25 protein-coding genes are annotated in these 26,192 nt (G+C 68.4%); 13 read left to right on the top strand and 12 right to left on the bottom strand.

The genetic code is table 11. From position 1 onward, the window contains the following. The first annotated feature begins 387 nt into the window (after positions 1-387). Both G3N96_RS08080 and G3N96_RS08075 read left to right on the top strand, forming a co-directional pair. Positions 388-1,572, top strand: coding sequence for a thiolase family protein (locus G3N96_RS08080; RefSeq protein WP_206136876.1), 1,185 nt, complete (start codon positions 388-390; stop codon positions 1,570-1,572). A 255-nt stretch (positions 1,573-1,827) separates the two neighbouring features. Beyond that, complete coding sequence (locus G3N96_RS08075; RefSeq protein WP_206136875.1) at positions 1,828-2,493, top strand: cation diffusion facilitator family transporter; 666 nt, start codon at positions 1,828-1,830, stop codon at positions 2,491-2,493. A 199-nt stretch (positions 2,494-2,692) separates the two neighbouring features. Here the strand turns inward: G3N96_RS08075 and G3N96_RS08070 are convergent, their stop codons facing one another. Further along, positions 2,693-3,883 (bottom strand): LuxR family transcriptional regulator, encoded by a 1,191-nt coding sequence (locus G3N96_RS08070; protein WP_124576850.1) that lies wholly within the window; start codon positions 3,881-3,883, stop codon positions 2,693-2,695. Positions 3,884-4,164: 281 nt separating this feature from the next. Here G3N96_RS08070 and G3N96_RS08065 point away from each other — a divergent pair, with 281 nt between their 5' ends. The 4 genes from G3N96_RS08065 to G3N96_RS08050 all read left to right on the top strand — a co-directional run bounded on the left by G3N96_RS08065 (position 4,165) and on the right by G3N96_RS08050 (position 8,142). Next, positions 4,165-5,103: an alpha/beta hydrolase gene (locus G3N96_RS08065; protein ID WP_124576848.1), complete on the top strand. Its 939-nt coding sequence runs from the start codon at positions 4,165-4,167 to the stop codon at positions 5,101-5,103. Beyond that, on the top strand, positions 5,100-6,224 hold the full coding sequence (gene ribBA / locus G3N96_RS08060) for a bifunctional 3,4-dihydroxy-2-butanone-4-phosphate synthase/GTP cyclohydrolase II (RefSeq protein ID WP_206136874.1): 1,125 nt from the start codon (positions 5,100-5,102) through the stop codon (positions 6,222-6,224). The genes G3N96_RS08065 and ribBA overlap by 4 nt, the downstream gene beginning before the upstream one ends. Positions 6,225-6,376: 152 nt before the next feature. After that, a complete protein-coding gene (locus G3N96_RS08055) occupies positions 6,377-6,805 on the top strand; it encodes a helix-turn-helix transcriptional regulator (RefSeq protein ID WP_206136873.1) in 429 nt (142 codons plus the stop codon). Between the two features lie 2 nt (positions 6,806-6,807). Beyond that, positions 6,808-8,142: a type II toxin-antitoxin system HipA family toxin gene (locus G3N96_RS08050; protein ID WP_206136872.1), complete on the top strand. Its 1,335-nt coding sequence runs from the start codon at positions 6,808-6,810 to the stop codon at positions 8,140-8,142. A 26-nt stretch (positions 8,143-8,168) separates the two neighbouring features. Here the strand turns inward: G3N96_RS08050 and G3N96_RS08045 are convergent, their stop codons facing one another. Continuing rightward, on the bottom strand, positions 8,169-9,398 hold the full coding sequence (locus tag G3N96_RS08045) for a DUF2252 family protein (RefSeq protein WP_206136871.1): 1,230 nt from the start codon (positions 9,396-9,398) through the stop codon (positions 8,169-8,171). A gap of 217 nt (positions 9,399-9,615) precedes the next feature. Here G3N96_RS08045 and G3N96_RS08040 point away from each other — a divergent pair, with 217 nt between their 5' ends. Further along, entirely contained in the window at positions 9,616-10,851 is a 1,236-nt protein-coding gene (locus G3N96_RS08040; protein ID WP_206136870.1) for an NADH:flavin oxidoreductase, read from the top strand. Positions 10,852-10,904: 53 nt separating this feature from the next. Here the strand turns inward: G3N96_RS08040 and G3N96_RS08035 are convergent, their stop codons facing one another. Beyond that, entirely contained in the window at positions 10,905-12,032 is a 1,128-nt protein-coding gene (locus G3N96_RS08035) for a VOC family protein (protein WP_206136869.1), read from the bottom strand. Between the two features lie 357 nt (positions 12,033-12,389). Here G3N96_RS08035 and shiA point away from each other — a divergent pair, with 357 nt between their 5' ends. Continuing rightward, positions 12,390-13,697, top strand: coding sequence for a shikimate transporter (gene shiA / locus G3N96_RS08030; RefSeq protein WP_124576834.1), 1,308 nt, complete (start codon positions 12,390-12,392; stop codon positions 13,695-13,697). A gap of 217 nt (positions 13,698-13,914) precedes the next feature. Continuing rightward, positions 13,915-15,216, top strand: a complete 1,302-nt coding sequence (locus G3N96_RS08025) for a UDP-N-acetylglucosamine 1-carboxyvinyltransferase (RefSeq protein WP_089458185.1) — start codon at positions 13,915-13,917, stop codon at positions 15,214-15,216. A gap of 87 nt (positions 15,217-15,303) precedes the next feature. Here the strand turns inward: G3N96_RS08025 and G3N96_RS08020 are convergent, their stop codons facing one another. The 3 genes from G3N96_RS08020 to G3N96_RS08010 form a co-directional block, all read right to left on the bottom strand. Beyond that, complete coding sequence (locus G3N96_RS08020; RefSeq protein WP_241022545.1) at positions 15,304-15,792, bottom strand: hypothetical protein; 489 nt, start codon at positions 15,790-15,792, stop codon at positions 15,304-15,306. A 213-nt stretch (positions 15,793-16,005) separates the two neighbouring features. After that, on the bottom strand, positions 16,006-16,419 hold the full coding sequence (locus G3N96_RS08015) for a PIN domain-containing protein (protein ID WP_206136867.1): 414 nt from the start codon (positions 16,417-16,419) through the stop codon (positions 16,006-16,008). After that, a complete protein-coding gene (locus G3N96_RS08010) occupies positions 16,406-16,639 on the bottom strand; it encodes an AbrB/MazE/SpoVT family DNA-binding domain-containing protein (RefSeq protein WP_206136866.1) in 234 nt (77 codons plus the stop codon). Before G3N96_RS08010 ends, G3N96_RS08015 begins: the two co-directional genes overlap by 14 nt. Positions 16,640-16,805: 166 nt before the next feature. On the opposite strand from G3N96_RS08010, the gene G3N96_RS08005 reads away from it, so the two are divergent. Then, positions 16,806-17,576 carry an IclR family transcriptional regulator C-terminal domain-containing protein gene (locus G3N96_RS08005; RefSeq protein ID WP_206136899.1) on the top strand — a complete coding sequence of 257 codons (771 nt, stop codon included), beginning with the start codon at positions 16,806-16,808 and terminating at the stop codon, positions 17,574-17,576. Positions 17,577-17,681: 105 nt separating this feature from the next. Here the strand turns inward: G3N96_RS08005 and G3N96_RS08000 are convergent, their stop codons facing one another. The 5 genes from G3N96_RS08000 to G3N96_RS07980 form a co-directional block, all read right to left on the bottom strand. Continuing rightward, on the bottom strand, positions 17,682-19,982 hold the full coding sequence (locus G3N96_RS08000; RefSeq protein ID WP_206136865.1) for an ATP-dependent DNA helicase: 2,301 nt from the start codon (positions 19,980-19,982) through the stop codon (positions 17,682-17,684). After that, on the bottom strand, positions 19,979-21,673 hold the full coding sequence (locus tag G3N96_RS07995; protein WP_206136864.1) for a VRR-NUC domain-containing protein: 1,695 nt from the start codon (positions 21,671-21,673) through the stop codon (positions 19,979-19,981). The genes G3N96_RS08000 and G3N96_RS07995 overlap by 4 nt, the downstream gene beginning before the upstream one ends. A 96-nt stretch (positions 21,674-21,769) precedes the next feature. Next, a complete protein-coding gene (locus tag G3N96_RS07990) occupies positions 21,770-22,648 on the bottom strand; it encodes a MipA/OmpV family protein (protein ID WP_206136863.1) in 879 nt (292 codons plus the stop codon). A 205-nt stretch (positions 22,649-22,853) separates the two neighbouring features. Continuing rightward, a complete protein-coding gene (locus tag G3N96_RS07985; protein ID WP_124576817.1) occupies positions 22,854-23,165 on the bottom strand; it encodes a hypothetical protein in 312 nt (103 codons plus the stop codon). Between the two features lie 323 nt (positions 23,166-23,488). Beyond that, a complete protein-coding gene (locus G3N96_RS07980) occupies positions 23,489-23,788 on the bottom strand; it encodes a hypothetical protein (protein WP_206136862.1) in 300 nt (99 codons plus the stop codon). A 140-nt stretch (positions 23,789-23,928) separates the two neighbouring features. Between G3N96_RS07980 and G3N96_RS07975 the strand changes: the two genes are divergently transcribed. The 3 genes from G3N96_RS07975 to G3N96_RS07965 all read left to right on the top strand — a co-directional run bounded on the left by G3N96_RS07975 (position 23,929) and on the right by G3N96_RS07965 (position 25,533). Continuing rightward, positions 23,929-24,177, top strand: coding sequence for a hypothetical protein (locus G3N96_RS07975; protein WP_124576812.1), 249 nt, complete (start codon positions 23,929-23,931; stop codon positions 24,175-24,177). Between the two features lie 340 nt (positions 24,178-24,517). After that, entirely contained in the window at positions 24,518-24,949 is a 432-nt protein-coding gene (locus tag G3N96_RS07970; RefSeq protein ID WP_206136861.1) for a CBS domain-containing protein, read from the top strand. 59 nt (positions 24,950-25,008) lie between these two features. Then, complete coding sequence (locus G3N96_RS07965; RefSeq protein ID WP_206136860.1) at positions 25,009-25,533, top strand: PRC-barrel domain-containing protein; 525 nt, start codon at positions 25,009-25,011, stop codon at positions 25,531-25,533. Positions 25,534-25,546: 13 nt separating this feature from the next. Here G3N96_RS07965 and G3N96_RS07960 read toward each other — a convergent pair whose 3' ends face one another. After that, complete coding sequence (locus G3N96_RS07960; protein WP_241022548.1) at positions 25,547-26,122, bottom strand: DUF4142 domain-containing protein; 576 nt, start codon at positions 26,120-26,122, stop codon at positions 25,547-25,549. Positions 26,123-26,192 lie beyond the last annotated feature (70 nt).

Raw genomic sequence — 26,192 nt, 5'->3', positions numbered from 1 at the left:
CGAGCGCAACGCTTCACCCCGATTCCCTCCCAGCCGGCCGGCATACCCCAACGCCTCTGCAATCTGCGCAAAAGACCGGTATTGCGAGATAGAAAGCCGACCGCCGGCCGCGACGAGTGCATCGTCATGCGCGACCCCGCCCCCGATGACGTGCCCTGCCCCTCATTCCCATACGCAAAGCCCCCGTTGACAGTATGCATATGCATAGATACCGTTCTCTCACGGAGCGGCGCGTGATCCGGTCATCGGAGGCGGCCGCATTGCACCACGCCGGCGAGGGCCGCCGGCGTTACGGCGCAATCGAACCGGCGACGCGAAGGGCGCGGCGCGCCCCCCGTTCGCCACCGACTCGTCCGCGCGGCTTGCAACGCGATCCAGGAACGCAACATGAGTACACGTGAAGTCGTCATCTGCCACCCCGTCCGGACACCGATTGGTACGTTCAACGGGTCCCTGAAGGACACCCCGCCCACCGAACTCGGGGCGATCGCCATCCGTGAAACCTTGCGGCGCAGCGGCCTCGACGGCGCGGCGATCGACACGGTCGTGCTGGGCAACGTGATCCAGGCCGGCAACAAGATGAATCCGGCCCGGCAGGCCGCCATCGGCGCGGGCTTGCCGGTCAAGGTGCCGGCGCTCACGGTCAACCGCGTCTGCGGCTCCGGCGCGCAGGCGGTCGTCAACGCCGCGCAGGAGATCCTGCTGGGCTATGCGAATGCGGCGATTGCCGGCGGCATGGAAAGCATGGAGCGTGCGCCGTACCTGCTCGACGGCGCACGCTCGGGGTACCGGATGGGCGACGCGCCGATCCGCGACAGCATGCTGCGCGACGGCCTCGTCGATGCGTTTTCCGACCAGCATTCGGGTTGGCATACCGAGGATCTCGCGAGCCAGCTCGACATCTCGCGCGATCGCCAGGATCGCTGGGCGCTCCGCTCGCAGCAGCGCTTTTCCGCCGCGCTGGCCGACGGCAAGTTCGACGCCGAACTCGTGCCGGTCGACGTCCTGCAGCGCAAGACGCGCGTCGCGTTTGCGCGTGACGAGACGCCGCGCCCCGATACGACGCTCGAAGCGCTCGCGAAGCTGAAGCCCGCGTTCCGTCCGGACGGCACGATTACCGCGGGCAATGCGCCGGGCCTGAACAGCGGCGCGGCGGCGATGCTGGTAATGGATCGCGCATTCGCCGACACGCACGGGATTGCGCCGAGTGCGCGGCTGGTTGCATTCGGCGTCGCTGCCGTCGAACCCGGCATGTTCGGGCTCGGCCCCGTGCCGGCCGTCAGGATCGCGCTGGAGCGGGCGGGCTGGACGCTGGCCGATGTCGAGCGTTTCGAGATCAACGAAGCGTTTGCGGTCGTGCCGATCGCGGTGGCCGCCCAGCTCGGCATCGCCGAGGAAATCGTCAACGTCGAAGGCGGCGCGATTGCGCACGGTCATGCGATCGGGGCGACGGGCGCGGTGCTGACGACTCGGCTGATCCATTCGATGCAGCGCGACGGCATCAAGCGCGGCGTCGTCACGCTTTGCATAGGCGGCGGCCAGGGCATCGCGCTGGCGATCGAGACGCTTTGAGTCGACGCTGACGCCGGCACATCCATGATTCGGAGGAAAGGGAAAAGCCGCGGGCGATGCGGCTCGCGGCGCGGGCTTCCCGAGTAACGGCGCAGCCGGTCACCTGCTCGGCCGCACCGCGCCACGCCGGCGGGCAGCCCGGAGGCTTTCGTACGCATCGCGCACGGATTCGGCGATTCCGCCCGTGTCACCGATCTGCCACCGTCGACCGGTAGCGTTCGGGTCTGCCCCACGCTCTCGACAGACGAATCCGCCATGCAGCGCACGTCGCGCGCCACGCCCCACGTTTATGCGGCCACGTCCCGCGCCCTTGCCGTCAGCCTCGCGATCAACCTGCTGTTGCTCGCCGTCGAGGTGGTCGCGGCATGGTCCGCGCATTCGTCGGGGCTGCTCGCGGACGTCGCCCATGCGGCGATCGATCTCGCGGCCGATGCAATGATCCTCATTGCGTGCCGGCTCGACGCGCGCCTGCCGCCAGCGCGGCGCCCGACCTACGAACCGCTCGCGCTCGCGGGCCTCGGCGCGTTGCTCGTCGTAACCGGCGCGCAGATGATCTGGCATGCAACGAATCGGTTCGCGACGCCGCCCGTCGTGCAGCCGGGCGCGACGCCGCTCGCGCTCGTCGCCGTCACGCTCGCCGGCAAGGCCGCGCTGTCGTACTGGATGCTGCGCAAGGCGCGCGAGACCGGCTCCGCGCTGCTCGAGGCGAGCGGCTGGCATGTGCGGACCGATGCGTTGTCGTCGTTGCTGGCGGCGCTCGCGATGAGCGCGGCGCTGGTCGGTCTCGGCCGTCTCGACGATCTGGCCGCGCTGGCGATCGGCGCACTCGTGATCCGCACGGGTGTGGGTTTCATCCGGCGCGGCTGTGCGCAGTGGCCGGCGCTGTCGGCATGGGCCGATCGGTCGACGCGCGGCTCGTGAACGCAGCGGGCATCGCCCTGCATCGCGGGCGGCACAGTAGCCGCTATCTGCGGCGATGAATGAAGAAGAGGCTCGCGCGGTGCGAGCCTCTTTTGCATGAGGTCGCCGCTCTCATCGTGCAATACGCGACGCGTTGACCGATGTCGATGTATCGCCAGACGAATGCGGCCGGTTCCGATGGATCGACCTTGATGGTCGCCTACCCGAGCGGCACGACACTCCCGAGCAGAATCCGCACGAGCGTCGCCTGGCGCGTGACACCCGTCTTCGAGAAGATCGCGCGCAGATGCGTGCGCGCCGTGTTCTTGCTGATCCCCGATTCCTCCGCTGCCTCCTCGAGCGTCAGCCCGTTCGTCAGCAGCAACGCGAGCGACGTCTCGGCGGGCGTCAGGTCGAACAGCTTGCGAATGATCTCCTGCGCGCCCTGCGGCTTGCGGTCGGGATCGCGCAGGAACAGCGTGACGGCCGGCCGCCGCTTGTTGTCCTCCGACCAGTCGGACAGCAGCACCGTGCGCACCAGCAGCCCAAGGCGCGGCTTGTCGAAGCTGCGCGTGATCGGCATCGCCTCGACGGTCGCCGCGGCCGTGCCGTGGTGCCCCATCACCGCATGGCGGATCAGCCGTTTCAGCGTGCGGTTCTCCTGCGCATCGGTCGCCTCGATCGTGCCGCGCGCAATCGTCAGACCGTTGTTCTGCTTGAGGATCTCGTCGGCCACGCTGTTCAGGTCGATGATCGTGCCGTTCTCGTCGAGCGTGATCGTGCCGATCTGCATCCGGTTGATCGCATTCGCATAGATCGAGCGTTCGACCTCGGCCGTGTCGAGCCGCGAATGCAATTCCACCGCGCGTTTCAGGTGCGGCAGCAGCAGCGCGCAGATCGCCTTGTCGCGCGCGGAAAACTGCTTCGACGCATGGTTGCGGCACACGCGGAAGCGGCACTCGACGCCCGACGCCGTGCGCAGGTCGGCGCCGAGGATATAACGCACGTCCTGCGGTTTCAGGAATTGCTTGTACAGCTCGCTCGACAGCCAGCCCGTGTCGCCGAACACGTCGTCGACCGTGACCACGCGATCGGCCGGCAGGCCGACGAACGGGTCGAGCGAATAGTAGTAGTTGTTGTACGACGCTTCGCCGTCGCCCGGCACCACCGGGCCGAATTCCGACGCGTGCACGGACAGCGGCGCGCGGCGGTCGCTGGCGGCCGCGCGCAGGATCAGCGTCACGTAGTTCGCCTGCAGCCAGCGCCGGACCAGTTCGAGCGCCCCCGCCCAGGGCGGCGTCTCCAGCGGCCCCTGGTAGATGCGCGCCATCAGTTCGCTGAAATCCGCGACGCCGATGTCGGCCTCGTCACCGGTTGCCTGGCTCTCTTGCGGAGCCCATCTCGTCTCCATCAGCACGCTCCATCCTCCATACGACATGTTTCCGGCGCGACCCAACCGCGCCGCCATGATTAAGACGCGTCTAAATTCCGGCGTCATCGGGAGATTCACTGAATGGTGAGAATTGGCCATCCGTGCGAACGAACCATCGTCCGATCGGATGATGTGGCGCCCTGCCCGCTGCGCTGGAATGCCCGTCAGGCCGTGCCGGCAAGCGTCCGGCGCGGACTCAGGGAAAACCGCGACACGGGTTTACCTGATTCAAAACGCATCCGATTCAGACAGGAGTCCCCATGCCGCTCGACCCACAGGCGCAGGCGCTGCTCGCCGCGTTTGCCCAGGCACCCGCGATCGATTTCGCGCAGCTGACCGTTCCCGCGTATCGCGCGAGCCTTGCCGCCGGCGGCGCGTTCGCCCCGGGCGATGCCGTCGCCGCCGAAGAGGACTGGCGGATTCCCCTGTCGGGCCGTCAGTTGTCCGCACGGCTGTATCGGCCCGCCGCCGACGGGCCGTTGCCGCTGACCGTGTTCTTCCACGGCGGCGGCTTCGTGTCGTGCGGGATCGATACGCATGCGAACCTGTGCCGCAGCCTGGCAACCCGGGCGCGCACGCTCGTGCTGTCGGTCGACTACCGGCTTGCGCCCGAGGCGCGCTTCCCGGCGGCCGCGCACGACGCGTGCGACGCGGTGCGCTGGGCCGCCGCCAGTGCGCACGATCTCGGCGCGTGCGCCGGTGCGCTCGCCGTGGCCGGCGACAGCGCCGGCGGCAATCTCGCGGCGGTCGCCGCGCTGCAGTTGCGCGGCTCGGGCATCGCGATCGCGCACCAGTTGCTGCTGTATCCGGTCGTCGATTGCGCGACCGAGCATCCGTCGTACGAAACGCTCGGTAACGGCTATTTCCTGACGGCGGACGCGATGCGCTGGTTCAAGCACCACTATTTCGACGACGGCGCCGATCGCGCGTCGCCGCTCGCGAGCCCGCTCGCCGCGCCGGACGTCGCAGGCGTGGCGCCGGCAACGATCATCAGCGCCGAATTCGATCCGCTGCGCGACGAGGCCGAAGCCTATGCGCTGCGCCTCGCGCAGGCCGGCACCCCGGTGACGCTCGTGCGCTGGCCGGGCCAGCTCCATGGTTTCGCGAGCATGCTCGGCGCGATCGATGCAGCCGACCGCGTGCTGACCGTCGGCGCCGATGCGTTGCGCCGCGCGTTCGATGTGACGGAGGCACGATGACGCTCGCCGGCACGCTGGAGATCGTCGACGAACTGCGGGCGGGCCGGATGGTCCTGCTCGTCGACGAAGAGGATCGCGAGAACGAAGGCGATCTCGTGATCGCGGCCGATCACGTGACGCCGGCCGCGATCAATTTCATGGCGCGCTTCGGGCGCGGGCTGATCTGCGTCACGCTGACCGCCGAGCGCTGCGAGCAGCTGAAGCTGCCGCCGATGGCCGATCACAACGGCACGCCGTTCGGCACCGCGTTTACCGTCAGCATCGAGGCGGCCGAAGGCGTGACGACCGGCATTTCGGCGGCCGATCGCGCCCACACGATCCGTGCGGCGGTGCGGGCCGGCGCCCGTCCGGACGATCTGGTGCAGCCCGGCCACGTGTTCCCGATCGCCGCGCGCCCCGGCGGCGTGCTCGTGCGTGCGGGACACACCGAGGCCGGCTGCGATCTCGCGGCGCTCGCAGGGCTCACGCCCGCCTCGGTGATCTGCGAGGTGATGAACGACGACGGCACGATGGCGCGGCTGCCGGAGCTGAAGGCGTTCGCCGCGCATCACGGGCTGAAGATCGGCACGATCGCCGACCTGATTCATTACCGACGCGAACACGAATCGCTCGTCGAACGCATCGGCGAGCGGCCGCTGCATACGCCCTGGGGACGATTCCGCGCGATCGAATATCGCGACACCGTGCACGGCGCGCCGCATCTCGCGCTCGTGCGCGGCGAGCCCGATCCGTCGACGCCGGTGCTGACGCGCGTGCACGAATGCCATTCGCTGCTCGACCTGCTCGATGCGGAGCCGTCCGCGCACTCGTGGCCGCTGCACGCCGCGCTGCAACGGATCGACGCGGCCGGCTGCGGGGTGGCGGTGCTGCTCGACTGCGACATGCGTGGCGACGCGACGCGGGTGCCGACCGGCCATGCGCGCCGCGACGGACGCGTGACGGGGATCGGCTCGCAGATCCTGCGCGAGCTCGGCGTGCGGCGGCTGAACGTGCTGTCGAGCCCGTTCCGGCTGCCGGCGCTGTCGGGGCACGACCTCGAGATCATGGCGTTCATTCCGCTCGGAGACGACGATCCGGAAAGCGCGCGGAGCGTGCAGGCGAATCCGCTGCGGGTGGGGTGAGGTGTTGACGCGGGATGGCGGGCGGGGTCTTCATTTGACAGTCTATCGTTTGTTTTTATTGAATACAGTCTATCATTTGTATTTTGACAATACATGTCATGGGTTGTATTTTAAAATTACAAACGATCGCTTGTCATCCTGCGGAGCGCCCGATGGCCTTTCCTGTCCAGACCCTGACCCAACTGCGTCCGATACTCGTCGGCTTCCGGAAAGCCGCGGGCCTCACGCAGGCGCAATTGGCTGCCCGTCTGGGCGTCACGCAACAATCCTACGCGCAGCTCGAGGCGAACCCGTCGGCGGTCAGCATCGAGCGGCTCTTCAAAGTGCTGAACGCGCTCGGCGTTCACATGACGCTCGCACTGGGCAAGCAGGACGTGTCGGCGGCATCGGCCGATCCCGTGCCGGTGCCCGATGCCACGCCGGCGGTTCGGAAACCGGCTTCGAGCCAACGCAAGCAGGAAACGTCACGCGGCACCACGCCCGCCATGAATCCAGCCAAACCTGCAACCGGCGCCAAGCGCAAGCGGCCCACTGACGCAGCACCCGGCAAGCCCCGGGGTTCGAAGCGGGAGGACTGGTGACGATGGCCACGCGTGGCCGCCACGACCGGCTCGACCTTTGGATGAATGGCATTCCGGTCGGCTACTGGGAAGTCCGGCGCGGCGTCGAGCGCCTCGTCTACCGGCCGGAATGGCTCGACGATCCACAGGGGCGGCCGCTGTCGCTGTCGCTGCCCTTCACGCCCGGCAACCAGCCGCACCAGGGCGCGATCGTCGCCGATTACTTCGACAACCTGCTGCCGGACAGCGAGCCGATCCGCCGTCGCATCGCGCAGCGTTACCGGCTCCGCTCGACGGCGCCGTTCGAACTGCTCGCGTCGATCGGCCGCGATTGCGTCGGCGCGATCCAGATGCTGCCGCCCGGTGAGACGCCCGTCGATCTCGAGGCGATCGACGGCATGACGCTTGACGACGCGGCCGTCGCCGACGTGCTGCGCCACGCGACCGCCACGCCGCTGCCCGGCCGCGCGGAGCTGGAAGGCGACCTGCGCCTGTCGATTGCCGGCGCGCAGGAAAAGACCGCGTTGCTGCGTCACGGAAACCGCTGGCTGAGACCATTGGGCAGCACGCCGACGACGCACATTTTCAAGCTGCCGCTCGGGCGCGTCGGGAACATGCAGGCCGACATGCGGACGTCCGTCGAAAACGAATGGCTGTGCTCGACGCTCGTCGCCGCGTACGGCCTGCCGGTCGCACCGTGCGAGATCGGCCGGTTCGACGACCAGAAAGCGCTGATCGTCGAGCGCTTCGACCGGCGTCCATCGCGCGACCGCACGTGGATCCTGCGATTGCCGCAGGAGGACATGTGCCAGGCAACCGGCACGCCCTCAGGCGCGAAATACGAATCCGACGGCGGCCCCGGCATCGAGACGATCATGGGCATCCTCGCGAATTCGGCCGACGCTGCGCGCGACCGGATGAATTTCTTCGTCGCGCAACTCGTGTTCTGGGTGCTGGCGGCGATCGACGGCCACGCGAAGAACTTCAGCATCGCGCATTTGCCCGGCAACACCTACCGCAGCACGCCGCTGTACGACGTGCTGTCCGCGCATCCGATCATCGGCACGCGCCGCAACCAGCTTCCGCCGCGCCGCGCGCGGCTCGCGATGGCCGTGTGCGGGAATAACCGGCACTACGTGATCGGCGAGATCCAGCCGCGCCACTGGATCGCGCAGGGCCGGCGTGTCGGCCTGACCGAAGATGACGTGCACGCCGCGATGGCAGCCGTCGTCGCGCGCACGGAACCCGCGATCGCCGAGGTTGCCGCGCAGATCCCGGCGGCGTTTCCGGCGGACGTGGCGGAGGCGATCTTCGATGGCATGCGACGGCAGGCCGGCAAACTGCGCGCGGCGGGGTAGCCTTGGCCGTCGACCGCGGCGACACGCTACGCTCCGGCGGCGAAGCGCCGGCAATGCTCCAGATACCCCGCTTCATGGCTACTCACGAGCTGGACGATGCTGTTCCACAGCCACATCGGTGCATCGATCGTCTTCGCGCGGTTGCGGCCGAGTTCGGTGCGCCACGCCATGCGTGTCGGCTTGTCCATCTGGCGCGCGTGAGCGGCGCCGACGGCCGCACCGAGATAGCGCGCGACGTCACGCGCATCGTCCTCGGCGAGCAGATCGATGTCGAGCTTCAGGTCCTGCGGCAGCAGTTCGCGGATCACGACCGCGCGATCGAGCAGGCGCGCGGCCCGCATCCGCTCGCCGAGGGCCGGCGACAGATGCCGTGCGCCTTCCACCACGCGCTCGGCGTTGTCGCGCGGCATCGTGGCCGTTTCGTCGCGCGGTGCAGCGGCCGTCATGCCCTCCTTGATGTCCATCAGACACAGGTCGTCGCCGTCGCTCACGTCGCCGTCGATGTCGAGCAGCACCGCGTAGCGCAGCCGTCCAAGCGAACTGCAGCCCTTCACCCAGTACGCCGCGTCGAGCACGTCGACCTTGCCCCCGTCCTTGCGGCCCTTGAGGCTCGTCGCGAGTGACGCGATCGCCTCGTCGCCGAACAGCTTGCCGATCGCGCGGGATTCCTTCGCACTCAGCGGCCAGAAGCGACGGCCAAGCGGAATCGTCGGCGCGAGCCCTTCGATCCGTTCGACCGCGAGTTGCCGCCACGAGCGGCGCATGGCCTGCTTCATCACGAGGTGCACGGGTTCGGGGCGTTCGGGCAGCTTCGCGTGGCGGCTGCCGAATGCCGACGTATAACCCGCCGTCATCGCCTCCATCATGTGCACGATCGTCAGGCCCGCCAGTGCGGACCCGCGCGCGGCCGTCGCCAGCGAAAGCCCGAGGCGGATCAGGTCGTGAACGGGATTGCCGATGACCGTTTGGTCGAGATCCCGGATCTGCACGTCGACCTTCCCTTCGCTGTTCGCGACCGGGCCGAGATTGCCGGTATGGCAGTCGCCACAGATCCAGATCGACGGCCCGTGCGGCAGTGCGCTGCCGTTGGTTTCGACGAGCCATTCGTAGAAACGCGCCGTATTGCCGCGCACGTACGCGTGAGGTGAGCGCGCCATCTTCCGGCGGCGCTGTTCCGTCAGGATCGCCTGGCGCGCGGCGGGTTTCGGCATGCGCTTCTGTTTGTGTTTCTGCTTCGGCTGTGACTGGCTGCTCATTCGGTTCTCCGGATGTTCCTGTCGTGTGTGGCATGCCGTTTCGTCACGATGCCATTGATCGATGCCATTCTGCAAACCGGTAGCGTCGCCACAGTCCGCCCCCCGGCCTGCCATCTCATGCTTCATTCGGCCGGATCGGGGCCATCCACCTGGACGATGCGCGCCGGTGCGGGTTGCGCACAATGACCGTCGAACCCATTCCCGACGTCTTCCCGACATGGAACCCACCGAACTGTCCCCCGCGTTCAGCCCGCTGCAGATCGGCCCGCTGACGCTGCGCAACCGCCTGATCAAGTCCGCCACCAACGAGGGGATGACGCCGAACGGTATACCGTCGCGTGCGCTCGTCCGCTTTCACGAACGCATCGCCGAAGGCGGCGCCGCGCTGACGACCGTCGCGTACTGCGCGATCAGCGACGACGGCCGCACGTTCGTCGACCAGGCGCGGCTCGACGCGCCGACGGTCCGCCAGTTCCGCGCGCTGACCGACGCCGTCCATCGCCACGGCGCCGCCGCATCCGCGCAGATCACGCACGGCGGCTGCTTCACGTTCCTGCGGTCGCTGTCGACCAAGCGGCCATTGAGCGCGTCCGGCGGCTTCAACAAGGTCGGCGTGATGAGCGGCCGCTTCCTGAAGCAGGCGATGACGCGCGACCAGATGTCGATCGTCGCCGATGAATTCGCGCAGGCCGCACGCCATGCGCGCGACGCCGGATTCGACGCAGTCGAGATCCACATGGGGCACGGCTATCTGCTCAGCCAGTTCCTTTCGCCGCTGTACAACCGCCGTCGCGATGCATTTGGCGGCGACGCGGCGCGGCGGGCCGCGTTCCCGGTCGAGGTGCTGCGCCGCGTGCTCGATGCGGTGGGCCGCGACCTCGCCGTCGTCTGCAAGATCGGCGTGACCGAAGGCGTGCGCGGCGGCGGTACGGCCGACGACGCTTGCGAAGTCGCGCGGCGGCTCGAAGCCGAAGGCGCGCACCTGCTCGTGCTCAGCGGCGGGATGAACGTCGAATCGGTGTGGCAGCTGTTCGGCAGCCCGTTGCCGGGCGACGCGCGCGCGAATGCCGACAACGCGATCGTGCGCGCGGCAATGGCGCTGCAGAAGCTCACCGAGCCGAAGATGGGTGAGTTTCGGGAGATGTATTTCCTCGAGCACTCGAGGAAGGTGCGCGCGGCCGTCAGGATGCCGCTCGCTTACCTCGGCGGCGTGCGTTCACGCGGGAACGTCGAGCGGGCGATGCGCGAAGGGTTCGACGCGGTGGCGCTCGCACGTGCGCTCGTGTTCGAGCCGGATTTCGTCAACGGGCTGCGCGACGGCCGGCTCGCGCAGTCGGGCTGCACGTCGTGCAACCGCTGTGTCGTGTCGATGTACACGCCGGGCGGCACCGCGTGCGTGCTGCGCGAGCCGAACGACCCCGCGCCGAACCGCGTGCCGGCCGCCGGCGCGTGAGGCTCGATGTGTAACGCGTGATGCCTGATGCCCGATGCGGGCGCCGCGGCCGCTCAGCCGGCGTCGCGCGCGCGGGCGAGTGCCGCGAGATTCCCTTCGCCGAACCCGTGGTGCCCCTTGCGCTGCACGATTTCGAAGAAGATCTCGCCGGGCCGGCGCTTGACGAAGGTCTGGAAAAACAGGCGCGGCACGCCGTCGCTGCCGACCTCCCCGTCGACCAGCACCGCGCGGTGGCGCAGCGCGTCGAGGTCGACGCCGTGCCCCGGCAGCCGTGCGTCGACGTCGTCGTAATAGCGGGCCGGCGGCTCGACGAATTCGACGCCGTTCGCCCGCAGCGCATCGACGCAGGACAGGATGTCGTCGGTGGCCAGCGCGACGTGCTGCACGCCCTCACCGGGGTGGTCGGGCAGGTACGCATGCATCAGTTGGGTGCGCCGCGTGCCTTCCTCATAGACCGGAATCCGCACCGCGCCGCACGGCGACACCATCACGCGCGATTCCTCGGACACATGCCAGTGCGCGTCGATTTCGTGGATCTCGCGAAAATGCAGCAGGTCGTGGTAGAAATCCAGCCACTCCTGCATGCGCCCCGCGCCGACGGTCTGCGTGAAATGATCGACCTGCTGCAGCCCGACGCCCACGCAGTCGAGATCGGTATGCGCAGTCGCGATGTCGATCGGCCGGAAATCGATGTCGAAGATGGAAATATCGCCGACGCCGCCGCGCTGGCCATCGCGCCCGCGCCAGCGGTCGACGAAATAAAGGTGCGAATCGCCGATGCCCTGGATCGCCGGAATCTTCAGCTCGCCGACGCCGACCTTCTCGCCCTCGAACGCCCACGCGCCGAGCTCGATCGCCCGCTCGAACGCGCGCCGGGCGCTGGCCACGCGCAACCCGATCGCGCAGACACCCATTCCGTATTCCTCCGCGTAGCGCGCGGCGAACGAATCGGGCTCGGCGTTGATCAGGAAGTGCATCTGCCCTTGCCGGTACAGCGTGACGTTCTTGCTGACGTGCCGTGCGATCGCCTTGAAGCCGAGCTGCTCGAAGCGCTGCGCGAGCGCTTCCGGCACGGGCGCCGCGAATTCGACGAACTCGAGGCCGGCCATCCCGAGCGGATTGGCAGCCGGATCGGCAACGGGCGGCGTATCGCTGGACAGGGGGTGGGAATTGCCGGGCATTCCAGTCTCCGGAGGCATGCGTCGATGGGGATGGCGCCCGTTGCGTGCGGAAGGCGCGGCCAGGGTGGCGACCGCGCGTCCCGCCCCGAACGGGCGAGTTTTCAATGCTGCCGATTTTAACCAGTTCGTTCACGGCGGCACACCCTGGCCAAACGGGATATCGCCACGCCGCCTAGTGCAAACCCGAAAAGCGTTCGATAATCGCACGGACTTGAACGATAATCGCGCATTCTGTCCGAATGGCCAATTGCCGCCGTGCGGCGCGCGCCCTATTCTCCGTTCACTCATCGACTTCAATGCAGCATCGGACGCGGCGCCGCCACGATTCCACGATGCGCCGTGCCAGGAGACATCACCATGACCCCCACCTTCGACACCCTCAACGCCGCCGCCAGTGCCCGCATACGCAGCCAGGCCCGCAAGGCCGCGATCGGCAGCTTCGTCGGCGCCGTCGTCGACTGGTACGACTTCCTGCTGTACGGGATCGTCGCCGCGCTCGTATTCAATTCCGAGTTCTTCCCGAAAGTCAGCCCGACGATGGGCACGCTCGCGGCGTTCGCGACCTTCGGCGTCGGCTTCCTGTTCCGGCCGCTCGGCGGCGTCGTGTTCGGCCACTACGGCGACCGGCTCGGCCGCAAGCGGATGCTGGTGCTGACCGTGATGCTGATGGGGCTGTCGACGGTCGCGATCGGCCTGCTGCCGGCGTTCTCGACGATCGGCTGGTGGGCGCCCGTGCTGCTGGTGCTGATGCGCGCGATCCAGGGTTTCGCCGTCGGCGGCGAATGGGGCGGCGCGGCGCTGATGGCCGTCGAGAGCGCGCCGAAGCAGAAGAAGGCGTTCTACAGCAGCGGCGTGCAGGTCGGCTACGGCGTCGGCCTCGTGCTGGCCACGGGCATCGTGTCGATCCTGAGCCACACGCTCGGCGAGGCCGCGTTCAAGTCGTGGGGCTGGCGCCTGCCGTTCGTGTTCAGCATCGTGCTCGTGCTGATCGGGCTGTGGGTGCGCAAGAACATGGACGAATCGCAGGAGTTCGTCGAGAAGGTCGAACACGGCAACCGCAAGCTGCGCCTGCCGGTGCTGGAAGCGCTCACGCGTCATCCGAAGGCATTCCTGCTGATCATCGCGCTGCGCCTGGCCGAACTGTTCACGATGTATATCGTCACCGCGTTCGCGCTCAGCTATTCGACGACCAACCTCGGCATGTCGCGCGACCTGTTCCTGAACATCGGCCTGCTGGTGGGCGCGGTGAGCTGCGTGACGATCCCGTGCTTCGCATGGCTGGCCGACCGCTACGGCCTGCGCCGCATCTACCTGATCGGCGCGCTGATCGGCCTCGCGTCCGCGGTGCCGTTCTTCGTCGCGCTGGAAGCGCGGTCGATCGCATGGATCGTGATCTTCTCGATCCTGCTTGCGAATGCCGCGCACGACATGGTCGTGAGCGTCCAGCAGCCGCTGTTCACCGAGCTGTTCGGCGCCGAATACCGCTATAGCGGCGCGGGCGTCGGCTACCAGTTCGCGAGCGTGGTCGGCGGCGGGTTCACGCCGTTCATCGCGGTCGGCCTCGTCAGCGTGGCCGGCGGCTCGTGGCACCTGGTCGCCGGTTATCTCGCGGTGGGCTGCCTGATCTCGCTGGTGGTCGCCGCGCGGATGCGGGCGGCGCAGTAACACCCTGACCGGATGGCCGGCCCGATGCGCGGCCGGCCATCCCGCGTGGCTCGACGATGACCTGCAACGGCGCCGCTGCCTCGCGTTCGAGCGCACGACGTCAAACAGTGTCAGTTGCACGCGTCGATTCCCCCTTTTCCCCGCTGAACATGCCACGCCGCGTGCCGACCAATGGCATCATATGGGCCTACGTCAGTCACCGATACGCCCCCATATCATGTCGAATCTCATCGTCCACGGCGGCACTCCGCTGCGCGGGGACATCAAGCCGTCCGCGAACAAGAACGCCGTCCTGCCGATTCTGTGCGCCACCCTGTTGACCGATCAGCCGCTGCGCCTCATCGGCGTGCCGGACATCACCGACGTGCGCAAGATCCTCGACATCTTCCGCACGCTCGGCAGCGACGTGTCGGTCGACTTCACGACGGGCCTGCTCGAACTCCACCATCGCAACACGAAATTTGATCCGGCCGTCCACCGGCTGCCGGAAGCGATGCGCTCGTCGATCATGCTGATCCCGCCGCTGCTCGCGCGCTTCGGCGTCGCGCGCCTCGAGAACGACGTGAAGGGCTGCACGCTCGGCGTGCGCGAGATCGATCCGCACGTCGAGGTGTTCGAGCGCTTCGGCGCGCACATCGAGCGCACGCCTGATTCGCTGATCGTCCGCACCGACGGCCCGCTGACGGCCAACGATCACTGGCTCGACTACGCATCGGTGACGACCACCGAGAACTTCGCGCTGTGCGCGACGGCCGCCAACGGCACGTCGACGCTGATGAACGCCGCGTCCGAGCCGCATGTGCAGGAGTTCAGCCAGTTCCTCGCGATGATCGGCGTCGCGATCGAGGGCATCGGCACGTCGCGGCTGTGCGTGACGGGCGGCGGCAAGCTCGGCGGCGGCGAGTTCCGCTTCGCCGAGGATTTCCATGAAATCGCGACGTTCCTCGCGCTCGGCGCGATCACCGGCGGCGACATCACGGTGCGCAATTCGTCGCCCGAGCATTTCCCGCTGATCGACCGCACGTTCGCGAAATTCGGCGTGACCGTCACGCACCGCGACGGCTGGTCGCGCGCGGAACGCGACGGCCCGCTACGCGTGCGCCGGCCGTTCACGCAGAACATCCTCACCAAGGTCGAAGCCGCGCCGTGGCCGTATCTGCCGGTCGACCTGCTACCGATCTTCATCGCACTCGGCGTGCGCGCGGAAGGTAGCGCGATGTTCTGGAACAAGGTGTACGACGGCGCGCTTGGCTGGTCCGGCGAACTGTCGAAGTTCGGTGCGCACGTGCTGCTGTCCGATCCGCACCGACTGATTACGTTCGGCGGGCTGCAACTGACGCCGGCGCGCGTCGAGAGCCCGTACATCATCCGCGTCGCGATCGCGCTGCTGATGGTGGCCGCGAGTATCGAAGGCCGCTCGGAAATCATGAACGCGCTGCCGATCCGCCGTGCTCACCCGCATTTCGTCGAGAACCTGCGCTCGGTCGGCGCGAACGTCGAGTGGACGAGCAGCGAGTAAAGCCCTGACGGTACGGCGCACGCGCGGCGAGCGGCCGTACCACCCGCCACACCCGGTCGGCGCCTGCGCCGGCCGCGCCCTCCCGCGTTACTCGCCTCCCCCGCAATCGACATCGCCGCCGCCCATGTGGTCGAAGCCGTAGAGCATCACGGCCGTCGTGCCGCGCGCGGGGTTGCTTGCGCGTTTCGCCAGGCTTTCATCGAGCGGAGACGACGGGTACTGGACACTCGTGTCCATCAGGTTGCCCGGCTCCGAGCGCAACTCCGCTTCGGTCAGCTTGCCCCCTTCCGCGCGCGGCAGCCCGAACGCCTTGCGCACGTCCGTTTCGTTCCACGTCCCCTTCAGCGTGACGGTGACCATCTGCAGCCTGCCTTGCTCCCAGTCGAGCTCGACCTTCGTCGCGAGCGGATGCACGCGGGCCGCGAGCCGGTCGGGGAACGCCGGGCCCTCGTAGTACGCCTTCGTGTTCTTGCACGCGTCGCCCGTGTTCCGGGACTGCTTCAGCGCGCAATTGAAGCGCTTGTCACGGTAGCCGAAGGCCGTTTCGACGTAGCAGCCGAATTTCGGTGACGTCATGCGCGGCCACGCACGGACGTCGACGGTCGGACGCGGCAAAGACGTGTCAGCCGAGGAATTGGCAGCGGCAAGTAACGGCACGAACGAGGCGTACGCAATAAACAGGGATTGTCGGATTTTCATGTCGAGTTCAAGTCGATGCCGCGTTTGGCCCGATGTCATGTTCGCCTGCGCTGACAGACGCACGGGGCGGGCAACTGAAAGCGTCGTTACTCACGCGAACGGATTTTTCAGCACCGGCCCGCCCTCCACACACAAGCCGTCATGCATGTCCTCGGTATAGAGGTATTCACAACCCTCGATCGAAGCGCTTGCAACGATACACGCGTCGTAAAAGGACAAACCGTGCCGCTCCGCCAGCTTTCGCCCCAGGTCGTGTGTATCGACCGAGATCGGCACGACACGGCACAAACCCCTGATCGGCTCCAGAAACTGTCCCACGTCGATCCACGGCATCCGCAATTTGCGACTGCAGACACGGGCTACCTCGTTCAGTACCTGGACACTGATGATCGGCCGCCGAAGCAGGAGCGACTCTGCCAGGTCCGCCTTGCGATCGTCCTCGGACAACAGATAAAGCACGACGTTGCTGTCGACGAACGATCGCGTCGCATCAGTCCTGCTCATTCGCGTCATCCCGGCTGAACTTGAAATCGGCAGGCAACTTGCCACGGAAACGCCGCAACCGCTGCAGAAGCTCTTCGGGCCTGGGCTTGCGACTCACGGCAAAAACGCGCGGGCTATCGACCACGATTTCGATGTCGTCACCTTCGCGAAGCTCCAGGGCGTCGACCACACTGGCCGGAAGGCGGACGGCCAGACTATTGCCCCACTTTGCAACCAGCATATGGACCTCCTTGGATATACATTGACGATTGTATATCCCGGTCTGCCGCCTGCAAAGCTGACCCAATGGGGGGATCCCGTCCTCCGCACGCCTCTCACCTGAAAAAGTGCGCGATAATCGCCCATTCACGCGCGATGATCGCGCATTCCGAGGCCTGCTCACGATGATGAAAAAGCCCGAACTCGACCGACGCGACTGGATTGCCGGCCTCGAAAAAGGCCTGGCGATCCTCGAGGCGTTCGACAGCCAGCATGCGCGCATGACGCCCACCCAGGCCGCCGCGCGCACCGGCCTCACGCGCACGGCCGCACGGCGCTACCTGCTGACGCTCGAATCGCTCGGCTACGTGTACACCGACGGCAAGCTGTACGGTCTCACGCCGCGCGTGCTGCGGGTCGGCTGGTCGTACTTCGATTCGGCCCGCCTGCCGCGCACGGTCCAGCCCTATCTGCAGCAATTGAGCGCATCGCTGAACGAGTCCGCGTACGTGAGCGTGCTCGACGACTGGGAACTCGTGTTCATCGCGCGCAACGGCGTGTCGCGGGTGATGACGACCGGCTTCGTGCTCGGCGCGCGCGTGCCGGCGCCGCTGACGTCGCCCGGCGTCGTGCTGCTCGCCCATCATCCGGATCGCGAAGCCGTGCGCGCGTGGCTCGACGACACCGAACTGCCGCCGTTCACGCCGCACACGATCACCAACAAGGCGCGCCTGCTCGAACAGGTCGACCACGCACGCGACGCCGGTTTCGCGGCGATCGAACAGCAATTGCAGGTCGGCGTGCGCGGGATCGCGGTGCCGCTGAAGAACCGTCATGGTGAAGTGGTCGCCGCGCTGAGCACGAACATGCCGATCGGCGCGGAGACGACCGACGCGGCCGTGCGGCGCGTCCTGCCGCATCTGCAGGAAGCCGCGCTCGCGATGCTGAATGTGCTATAGCGGCAGCACTCACCCAGGCCGCGTCCGCGGCCGCCCGATCTCGCTACGCGACGGATGGCGCTCACCTGCCCGAATCGGCAGCCTGCCGGCAGCGCCTCGTCCGTCTCACCCGATCCGCCACCACCGCGGCAGCAGGTCGCGCACTTCGCGCCGCCGGTAACGGTCGTCGATCAGGTGCACGACACCTTCGTCGTGCTCGGTGCGGATCACGCGCCCGGCCGCCTGCACGACCTTCTGCAAGCCCGGGTACAAGTACATGTAGTCGTAGCCGTTGCCGAAGCGCGCGTCCATCGCACGCCGCATCTGCTCGTTGACGTCGTTGACCTGCGGCAACCCGAGCGTCGCGATGAACGCGCCGATCAGCCGCTCGCCAACGAGGTCCACACCTTCCGAGAACGCCCCGCCCAGCACCGCGAAGCCGACGCCGCGCCCGCCTGCGTCGAAGCGGGCGAGAAAGGCGTCGCGCTCGCTTTCCGCCATGCCGGGCGCCTGCGCCCAGACGGGCACGTCCGGATGCCGCGTCTGCATCAGCGCGACCACGCGCCCCAGGTAGTCGAAGCTGCTCAGGAAGCCGAGGTAGTTGCCGGGCCGCGTCGCGTATTGCGCGGCGATCAGGTCGGCGATCGGTTCGAGCGAACGGTCGCGGTCGCGCCAGCGCGTCGACACGTGGCTCGCGACGCGCACCGTCAGTTGCTCGGCGCGGAACGGCCCGTCGACGTCGAGCCAGCCCGTGTCGCCGGGCAACCCGAGCGTGTCGCGGTAGAAATGAAACGGGCTCAGCGTGCCCGAGAACAGCACGGTCGCGCACGCGGCTTCGTAGCGCGAGGCGAGAAAACCGGCCGGAATCACGTTGCGCACGCACAGCGTCGACTGGACGCGGCGCCGGCGGCCGGCCGACCCGACGCCGTCGAGCGCCGGCTGGCGCGGCATCGGTTCGCCCTGCTGCGTCGCATCGAAGATCGACGCGCTGTCGAACGCGTCGGCCAGCACGCCGAACTGGATCGCCTCGAAATGAAACCGCAGCAGCGCATCGCCGTTCGCGCGCGGCGCGTCGGCCAGGTGTTCGCCGATTGCCGCAACGAGGTTCTGCACGGCCGACACGATCGGGCCCGGGATCTCCGGATACGCGGCATAGCGCTCGGCCTGCGCGCGGCTGACCGTGCCCCAGGCGCGGGCGAGCCGGTCAAACGCCTTGCGCAGCGCCGCGGGCGCAATCTCGCGGGCCGCCGCGAACGCGAACGGATCGAGCGACGCGCTGAACATCTTCCTCGCGCGATCGAGCAGGTTGTGCGCTTCGTCGACGAGCACGCCGACACGCCACTGGTTCTGCTGCGCGAGCGTGTGCAGCATCGCGCTGCCGTCGTAGTAGTAGTTGTAGTCGCCGATCACCATGTCGGACCAGCGCGCGAGCTCCTGCGACAGGTAGTACGGGCAGACGTCGTGCGCGAGCGCCGCTGCGCGCACGGTCTCGCGGTCGAGCAGCCCGGCCTCGATGGCCGCATCGCGCGCGGCCGGCAGCCGGTCGTAGAAGCCTTTCGCGAGCGGACACGATTCGCCGTGGCATGCGCTGTCCGGATGCTCGCACGCCTTGTCGCGTGCGACGAGTTCCAGCACGCGCAGCGGCAGCGCCGGCGTGCCGGCGCCGAGCGTCATCGCCGCTTCGAGCGCGAGCGCGCGGCCGGGTGTCTTCGCGGTCAGGAAGTACACATGATCGAGCTCGCCCTCGCCGCAGGCCTTCAGCAGCGGAAACACGGTGCCGAGCGTCTTGCCGATGCCGGTCGGCGCCTGCGCCATCAGGCACCGCTCGTCGCGTGCCGCGCGATAGACGGCCACCGCCAGCTCGCGCTGGCCGCTGCGGAACCGGCCGTGCGGAAACGCCAGCGCGCGCAGCGCCGCATCGCGCGCCGCCCGATGGGCCGTCTCGCGCTCGGCCCAGCCGACGAAGCACGCGCACTGCTCGGCAAAGAACGTCGCGAGCTCGGCCGCGCCCAGCGTTTGCGTCAGCACCGTCTCGCGCTCGGACACGATGTCGAAATAGACGAGCGCGACGTCGATTTCGGGGAGGCTGCGCGCGTCGCACATCAGGTGCGCGTAGACCTTTGCCTGCGCCCAGTGCAGCGCACGGTGGTTGTCGGGCATCGCATCGAGGCTGCCGCGATAGGTCTTGATTTCCTCGAGACGGTTCGCCACCGGGTCGTAGCCGTCCGCGCGGCCGCGCACGGTGAGCGTGCCCCAGGTGCCCGTCAGCGCGATCTCGGTTTCGTAGCGGGCGCCGCGATTCGACGTGACCGCACCGTGGCCGGCGATGCCTTCGAGCGCGGTCGGTGCGGGCGTGAAGCGCAGGTCGAGGTCGCCGCGTCGCGCGGTGAACTCGCACATCGCCCGCACCGCGACGACGTAGCTCATGCGGACAGTCCCGCCGCTTCGGCGTGCGCGACGCCCTCGCCGGCCCACTCGACATCGATCACGCGCACCGGCATGCCGTGCGCGACGCAGTACGCGAGCCAGCGCGTCTGGTTGTCCTGCAGGCGGTCGCCGGGGCCTTTCACCTCGATCAGCTCGTAGCGGCGCTCGCCGGGCCAGAAACGGACGAGATCGGGCAACCCCGAACGGTTGCTGCGGATATCCGCGAGCAGGCGCGTGAACCACAGCCGCAGGTGCTCGGGCGGCAGGCACGCGAGCGCCTCGTCGAGCAATGCGCCCGTCAGCACGCCCCAGAACACGAACGGCGATTGCAGCCCGGCTTTCGTCGCGAAATGCCGTCGGATCGTGTCGCGATAGGCGCCCGAATCGAGCTGCGCAAAGCATGCGGCGAACGCTTCCGCACGACGTGCGACGAAATCGGGTGCGTGCAGATCGGCCGGGCCGCGCTGGAACGGGTGGAAGAACGCACCGGGCACCGCGGCGAACACGGGCTCCCAGCACAGCAGCCCGAACAGCGAATTGATCAGCGTGTTTTCGACGTAATGGACCGGCGACGCCGGGTGCGCGAGATGGTCGCGCACCGCGAATTCGACGCTGACGAACGCATCGGGGCGCGCGATCACGAGCGTCTCGCGCGGCACGTCTGCGACCGCGGCAGCACGTTCGACGCGCTGGCCGAGCCGGCGCTGCAGGCGCGGCAGCATCCGCTCGACACGCTGGCGCTCCTCGTCGCTCTCGAAGCCGCCGCGCGCGGCGAGCGCCAGCGCGAGCGCCTCGTCGTCACGCCCGCAGCGTTCCAGCACGCGGATACGCCGATGGCGGCTGCCGGGCCACGCGCTGCGTGCATACGCGTCGAGCGCGCCGTCCCAGTCGGCCCGGCGCTCACACGTCTGCCCGAGCGCGAACAGCAGCTTCGCGCGACGCGTCGCAAGCCACGGCTGGGTGCAGCCGACCGCGTCGATGGCGCGCATCAGGTCGTCGAACGGCAGATCGTCGGGCCACGCGTCGAGCGCATCGCGGCACATCTGCAGCGCGAGATACGCATCGACGTCGCCGCGCTGCTGGAACGCACGCGACGACGGCGCGATCGGCACGCTTTCGTACTGGAACACGCCGAGATCGGCGAGCACGAACTCGCTCCAGTCCTGATGGAGATTGCCGAAGAACATCAGGCGCAGCCGGTCGCACAGCGCGCCGACCGTCACGCGCAGCACGCGGTCGCCGGCCTGCGCGCACCACGCGTCGAGCGGTTGCGCGACGTCGTGCGCGGGCCGCAGCCGCTCGAGCCAGTCGGGCTTGCGCTCGCCCGCATGCGCGGCGAGTGCCGGAAAGATGCGCAGCAGATCGGCCTTGGTCGACAGCGCGAACAGCTCGTCGAGCGTCAGCGCAGGCGCCGGATCGACCCAGCCGAGTGCGACGAGCGGCGCGACCGCGTCGAGCGCGCAGCCGATTTCGTCGTAGACGAGCTTGCTGGCGCGGAAGTCGGACCCGTTGCGCATCAGCATCCGCACGAGCAGCGCGCGCGACGCCTGCGGCAGCGTCGCGAACTGCCGGACGAACGCGTGCTCGTGCTCGTCGAACAGGTCGTCGTAACGCGCGCCGAGCCAGGCCAGCGCGCGTTCGAAATTGGTCAGGTAGTAAAACGCCGGGGGCGTCGGCGATGCAGGCGTCACGGGGATCGATCACTGTACATTTGTACAGGTCGGAATCATATCAAATGTGACGGCAACTGCCGCACGCCCCGTCGGCGATCGGCTGCACGGCCCCGCTCAGAACTGGTAATTCACCGACATGTCGAACACGCCGTTGGTCGTCTGCTGCGTGATCGGGCTGCGCGCGGCGCGGCCGACGAGCTGCTCGATCGCGCCGTCGATCGTGACGAACCAGTGCTTGTTCACGAACCAGGCCATCGTCACGCCCGCGCCGACCGACTTGAGCCCGGCCCCCGACGAATAGGCCGGCAGCCCGGAACGCGCGGCACCGCCCTGGCTCACGCCGAACCAGCTGTTCATGTAGCGCGAATCGGCGAACGACACGGTCGGCCCCGCGAACCAGAAGAAATGCTCGTTGCTGCCCGGCAGCGGCATGTATGCGGAGAAATCGCCGACCCAGCCATTCGAACCGCCGATGCTGCGCCGGACATCCGCGCGCAGCACGAGCGGAAATTCCTTCGAGATCACGTAGTCGGCCGCCAGTTTCATCACCGGTGCCGCGTTGATGTTGTCGAGGCCGTTCAGGTGCTGGATGTCGTCGGCCGAGCGGCGCCCGAGGTCGTAGCCGACGGACAGGCTCACGCGCCAGTTCGGCCCGCGCAGCACGTTCGCGCCGAGCCCTTCGCCGGTGGACAGGAAGAACAGGTCGCGATAGCGGATATCGACCGTCGGGCCGCCCATCACGCGATAGCGATCGGAGCCCGCATAGCGCGGCTGCAGCGTCATCGCGGCGCCCATGCTGATATCCCAGGTGGAGACATTCGGCTCGAACAGTTTCTGGAGCGGCACGCCCGCCGAGTATTGCCACTCGCCGAGCGGTGAAGGCGTCTGGGCCGACGCGTCGCGGGCGCCGGCCGCGGCAAGCGCCGCGCAGGCCGACACCCCGGAAACGAACCGGCGTGCGCCGGGTGACAGCAAAGGGCGAGCAACAGTCATCAAGGTCCCCGTCGGTTGCGCGAAACGAACCCGAAGTAAAGGAGCGCATTGCGCCTCTTCGGCTGCAGCGGCTGGCAGCCTGCGGCGCGAACGTAGCATGCGCTGAATTAACGGACATCCTACGCGACACGCGCGCGGACGCAAAGCGCCCGCTGCGTGCGGGCACTTTGCCGTACGCGGGACAGTCCGGTGAAGCGGGATGGAATCAGAAACGCTCGACGTGATAGTCGCCGGCCAGCGCGGCCGGGCTGCGCGCCGACATCATCCGCGAGAAGCCGTCGGCGAGCCGACCGAGCGCGAGCTGTTTCTGGCTCGCATCCCAGTGCGTATAGGTGTCGTATGCGGCATCGTCGAACGACACGGTGACGGCGGCCGGGCGGCCGCTGGCGCGAAAGCCGATCTGCAGCACGCCGCCCGGCAATTCCTCGATGTGATAGCGCAACGAGCGCGATTCGAAGTAGCGGCCCAGCACCTGAGCGATCGCGCGCTTGTCTGGCGATTGCACGTGAATGTCCATGAGGGTCCTCCTTTTTTCAGTGTTCGCGCGGACGGTTGTGACGCACCGCCTCCCGGCATCCGCATCGGTGGCGGCTGCGACGGCGGGTCGCCTTCCGGCAGCCCATCCGGCACGGGCGGATCGACGGGATCGTCGTGCCCGGGCGGCGGCGGGTCCGGGTCGACATCGGGCGTCGTCGGCTCGGGGCGGTGCAGCTTGGATGGCGTATTCATGTCTCTCCTGCGCGACGGCGCGCGCATCTCGATGGCGCCGGCATCGCGCGCAAGCGGCGTGCCCGCTCCGGCGCGCCCGGTTGCCCGCTCCGGTCGGACGCTGCCGCGCACTCAGTCGTCGTAGGCCGCCATCACCAGCCACATCGTGCGGCCTTCCGCGGTCAGGCGTGCCGCGAGCGCGAACCGGTCGGACGGCGTGCATTCCGCGACGAGCGCCCGCTGCGCGCGCTCGGGGCCGTCGTAGACGGTGTCGTTCAGTTCGCGTACCTCGTCCTTGCCGTCGAACATGCGCCGCTCGGGCCGATAGACCAGCGACTCGCGCTTCCACGTGTCGAAACGCTCGCGCACATGGGCGAAATCGCCGCCGCATACGTTCGCGTCGTACCGTATTCTTTCCCTGGATGCATTCATCACGATGTCCTCTTGTCCACGCCGACGGCGCGCGTGGCTGCGCCGCGCCCCGTGCGGTTTCGCCCACGCGCAAGCGTCGTACCGTCGGCCCGCGCGGGCATGGCGCTTGCGCCCCCATCCATGACCAAGGAGGTTCGACCATGACCGTTCACGCCCCCGGCCGCCACGACGCCGTGTCACCGGCTGCCGGACTGCTCTGGCTCGCCACGTCGCGCCCGCCGTCCGAAGACAAGACGGAGGAGCGCATCGACGAGGGCCTCGAGGAGACGTTTCCGGCCAGCGACCCGCCCGCCGTGGGCGGCGCGACCCGTATCGATCCTGCCAAGCCCGCCGGCGAGCACGAACGCCGCTCGCCGCACGTCCCTTCACCGCCCCGCGATCACGGCTGACGGCGGCAACCGGCCCGCGCTGCGCGGCGGCGCAGCGGCGTGCCGGAGCAATCCGGAGTTGATCTGATGAAACGCCTTGAACGCAGATGGCATGAAGTCAGCGGCGCCGCCGGCGTCGCCGCGCTGGCGGCGATCGAAAGCGCGGTGGTGCTCGCGATCGTCGCGATGACGGGCATCGGCCACTGATGTCCCGCCCCGCCCGTTCGCGGCTGTCGCCGTGGAAGATGTACAAGCGGGCTGGCAAATTTCTCCGTCGCCTGGCCGGCGCGGCCCGGCGTGTGCGGCCCGCGCGCGGCACGCCATCTGCTCCCCGATAGTCTTGCTCACGAAGGAGACCTTCATGTATCGCGTCACCGAGATCATGTCGCGCGACGTGGTGTGCGTCGCGCCGACCGACACGATTCGCCACGCGGCCGAACTGATGCGGCGCTTCGATATCGGCGTGCTGCCCGTTTGCGACGGCGCCGAACTCGTCGCGATCGTGACCGACCGCGACCTCGCGGTGCGCGGACTGTCGCACGGCCATTCGTCCGACACGCCTGTGCAGGCGGTCGCGTCCCACCCCGTGCAGTGGTGCGTCGAGGACGACGGTGTCGGCGACGTCCAGCAGCGGATGGCCGACGTGCAGTTGCATCGGATGCCGGTGCTCGACCGCAACCGGCGGCTGGTCGGCATCGTGTCGCTCGGCGACATCGCGACGCGCGCGGGCGGCCCCGAACGCGACGAGCTGGCCAATACGCTCGAGGACGTGTCGCTGCCGCGCCGGCGTTGACCGGCGCCCGTTGATACCGCGTGGCCCGCCCGGGTGCCGCTTCGACCAGGAGGTGTTCGATGACAACGGACAGACCGTCGCGTGACGACACGCGCATCGTCGGCGGCAAGCGCCGCACGGCCGGCGGCGGGCCGGGGCCCGACGTGATGGCCGCCCGCACGCTCGAAGGCGACCGCGTGCTGACGATGGACGGCGACGACATCGGCCAGATCGCCGACATCATGCTCGACGTGCGCTCCGGCCGGATCGCGTATGCGGTCGTGTCGGCGGGCAGCCCGCCGGGGATCGGCGACAAGCTGCTCGCGGTGCCGTGGAACGTGCTCGTGCTCGACGTCGAACGCCGCTGCTTCGTGTTGCCCGTCGCCACCGAACGCGTGCGCGAAGCCCCCGGCTTCGACAGGAACCGCTGGCCCGCCATGGCCGATCCGGCGTGGGCCGAGGCGCTGCATGCGTACTACGGCAGTTCGCCGTACTGGCTGATCGAGGAAGGCGAAACGGCGCTCGACTCTCCGCCGTACGAAGCGTCGCCGGGCGGTCCCGAAGCGCCTGAAAGCCCAGAAAGCCCCGACGGCGGCAAGCGGTAGCGCGGATCGGCGCTCAGTGTGCGGCCGCCACCGTCCGCGCGAGTTGCCGGGCGGCGGCCAGAAGCGCCTTCAGCGTCGGCAACGCGTTGGCCGCGAACGCGCGAAGCTGCGGATCGCGGCCGTTGCGCGCTTCTGTTTCGTAGAGCCGGATCGCCGCTTCATGCGCGCTCGGGCCCGCCAGCGCGACATAGGCCGTGTCGAACGCATGACCTTCCCTGGTTCGCAGCGCGGTCACGGCCGGATCGACGAGCATCCGCGACTGGACCGGTACGCCCTTGGTCGCGCCAAGCTGCCGCAATTCGCCGGCGATTCGTCCGTGATCGTCGACCATCCGGCGCGCGAATGCCTTCACGTTGGGGTTCGACGAGCGGTCGAGCGCGAGCTGGCTGGCCTGCCGCGCCACCTTGCCGATCATGCCGGCCTTGTCGACGAATTCGGCATCGATACCGGTCGGCCGCTGGGTCAAGCCGGCCTCGTCGGCCGTCGTGCCGGGGCGGATGACGCCCGGCGCGACCTGCGCCGACGAAGCGGGTAACGCCTGCGCATGGGCGAGTACGGCGATCGATGCGCCGACGCTCGCGGCCAGCATGATCGCCGCCGGCCGATGCATTCGATTCGTTTTCATCCGGACCTCCGTGTGTCGCGACGGAGCGGGCCGG

Origin of the sequence: Burkholderia sp. Se-20373 (genome assembly GCF_017104705.1) — a bacterium.
Taxonomy (GTDB): Bacteria; Pseudomonadota; Gammaproteobacteria; order Burkholderiales; family Burkholderiaceae; genus Burkholderia.
Note: the sequence above shows the minus strand (reverse complement) of the source record. Positions and strands in the feature narration are given on the sequence as shown.

Bases quoted from the DNA above. Each gene is read 5' to 3' on its own strand.
- G3N96_RS08080 (WP_206136876.1), top strand. From the start codon at position 388: ATGAGTACACGTGAAGTCGTCATCTGCCACCCCGTCCGGACACCGATT.
- G3N96_RS08075 (WP_206136875.1), top strand. From the start codon at position 1,828: ATGCAGCGCACGTCGCGCGCCACGCCCCACGTTTATGCGGCCACGTCC.
- G3N96_RS08070 (WP_124576850.1), bottom strand. From the start codon at position 3,883: ATGGAGACGAGATGGGCTCCGCAAGAGAGCCAGGCAACCGGTGACGAG.
- G3N96_RS08065 (WP_124576848.1), top strand. From the start codon at position 4,165: ATGCCGCTCGACCCACAGGCGCAGGCGCTGCTCGCCGCGTTTGCCCAG.
- ribBA (WP_206136874.1), top strand. From the start codon at position 5,100: ATGACGCTCGCCGGCACGCTGGAGATCGTCGACGAACTGCGGGCGGGC.
- G3N96_RS08055 (WP_206136873.1), top strand. From the start codon at position 6,377: ATGGCCTTTCCTGTCCAGACCCTGACCCAACTGCGTCCGATACTCGTC.
- G3N96_RS08050 (WP_206136872.1), top strand. From the start codon at position 6,808: ATGGCCACGCGTGGCCGCCACGACCGGCTCGACCTTTGGATGAATGGC.
- G3N96_RS08045 (WP_206136871.1), bottom strand. From the start codon at position 9,398: ATGAGCAGCCAGTCACAGCCGAAGCAGAAACACAAACAGAAGCGCATG.
- G3N96_RS08040 (WP_206136870.1), top strand. From the start codon at position 9,616: ATGGAACCCACCGAACTGTCCCCCGCGTTCAGCCCGCTGCAGATCGGC.
- G3N96_RS08035 (WP_206136869.1), bottom strand. From the start codon at position 12,032: ATGCCCGGCAATTCCCACCCCCTGTCCAGCGATACGCCGCCCGTTGCC.
- shiA (WP_124576834.1), top strand. From the start codon at position 12,390: ATGACCCCCACCTTCGACACCCTCAACGCCGCCGCCAGTGCCCGCATA.
- G3N96_RS08025 (WP_089458185.1), top strand. From the start codon at position 13,915: ATGTCGAATCTCATCGTCCACGGCGGCACTCCGCTGCGCGGGGACATC.
- G3N96_RS08020 (WP_241022545.1), bottom strand. From the start codon at position 15,792: ATGACGTCACCGAAATTCGGCTGCTACGTCGAAACGGCCTTCGGCTAC.
- G3N96_RS08015 (WP_206136867.1), bottom strand. From the start codon at position 16,419: ATGAGCAGGACTGATGCGACGCGATCGTTCGTCGACAGCAACGTCGTG.
- G3N96_RS08010 (WP_206136866.1), bottom strand. From the start codon at position 16,639: ATGCTGGTTGCAAAGTGGGGCAATAGTCTGGCCGTCCGCCTTCCGGCC.
- G3N96_RS08005 (WP_206136899.1), top strand. From the start codon at position 16,806: ATGAAAAAGCCCGAACTCGACCGACGCGACTGGATTGCCGGCCTCGAA.
- G3N96_RS08000 (WP_206136865.1), bottom strand. From the start codon at position 19,982: ATGAGCTACGTCGTCGCGGTGCGGGCGATGTGCGAGTTCACCGCGCGA.
- G3N96_RS07990 (WP_206136863.1), bottom strand. From the start codon at position 22,648: ATGACTGTTGCTCGCCCTTTGCTGTCACCCGGCGCACGCCGGTTCGTT.
- G3N96_RS07985 (WP_124576817.1), bottom strand. From the start codon at position 23,165: ATGGACATTCACGTGCAATCGCCAGACAAGCGCGCGATCGCTCAGGTG.
- G3N96_RS07980 (WP_206136862.1), bottom strand. From the start codon at position 23,788: ATGAATGCATCCAGGGAAAGAATACGGTACGACGCGAACGTATGCGGC.
- G3N96_RS07975 (WP_124576812.1), top strand. From the start codon at position 23,929: ATGACCGTTCACGCCCCCGGCCGCCACGACGCCGTGTCACCGGCTGCC.
- G3N96_RS07970 (WP_206136861.1), top strand. From the start codon at position 24,518: ATGTATCGCGTCACCGAGATCATGTCGCGCGACGTGGTGTGCGTCGCG.
- G3N96_RS07965 (WP_206136860.1), top strand. From the start codon at position 25,009: ATGACAACGGACAGACCGTCGCGTGACGACACGCGCATCGTCGGCGGC.
- G3N96_RS07960 (WP_241022548.1), bottom strand. From the start codon at position 26,122: ATGCTGGCCGCGAGCGTCGGCGCATCGATCGCCGTACTCGCCCATGCG.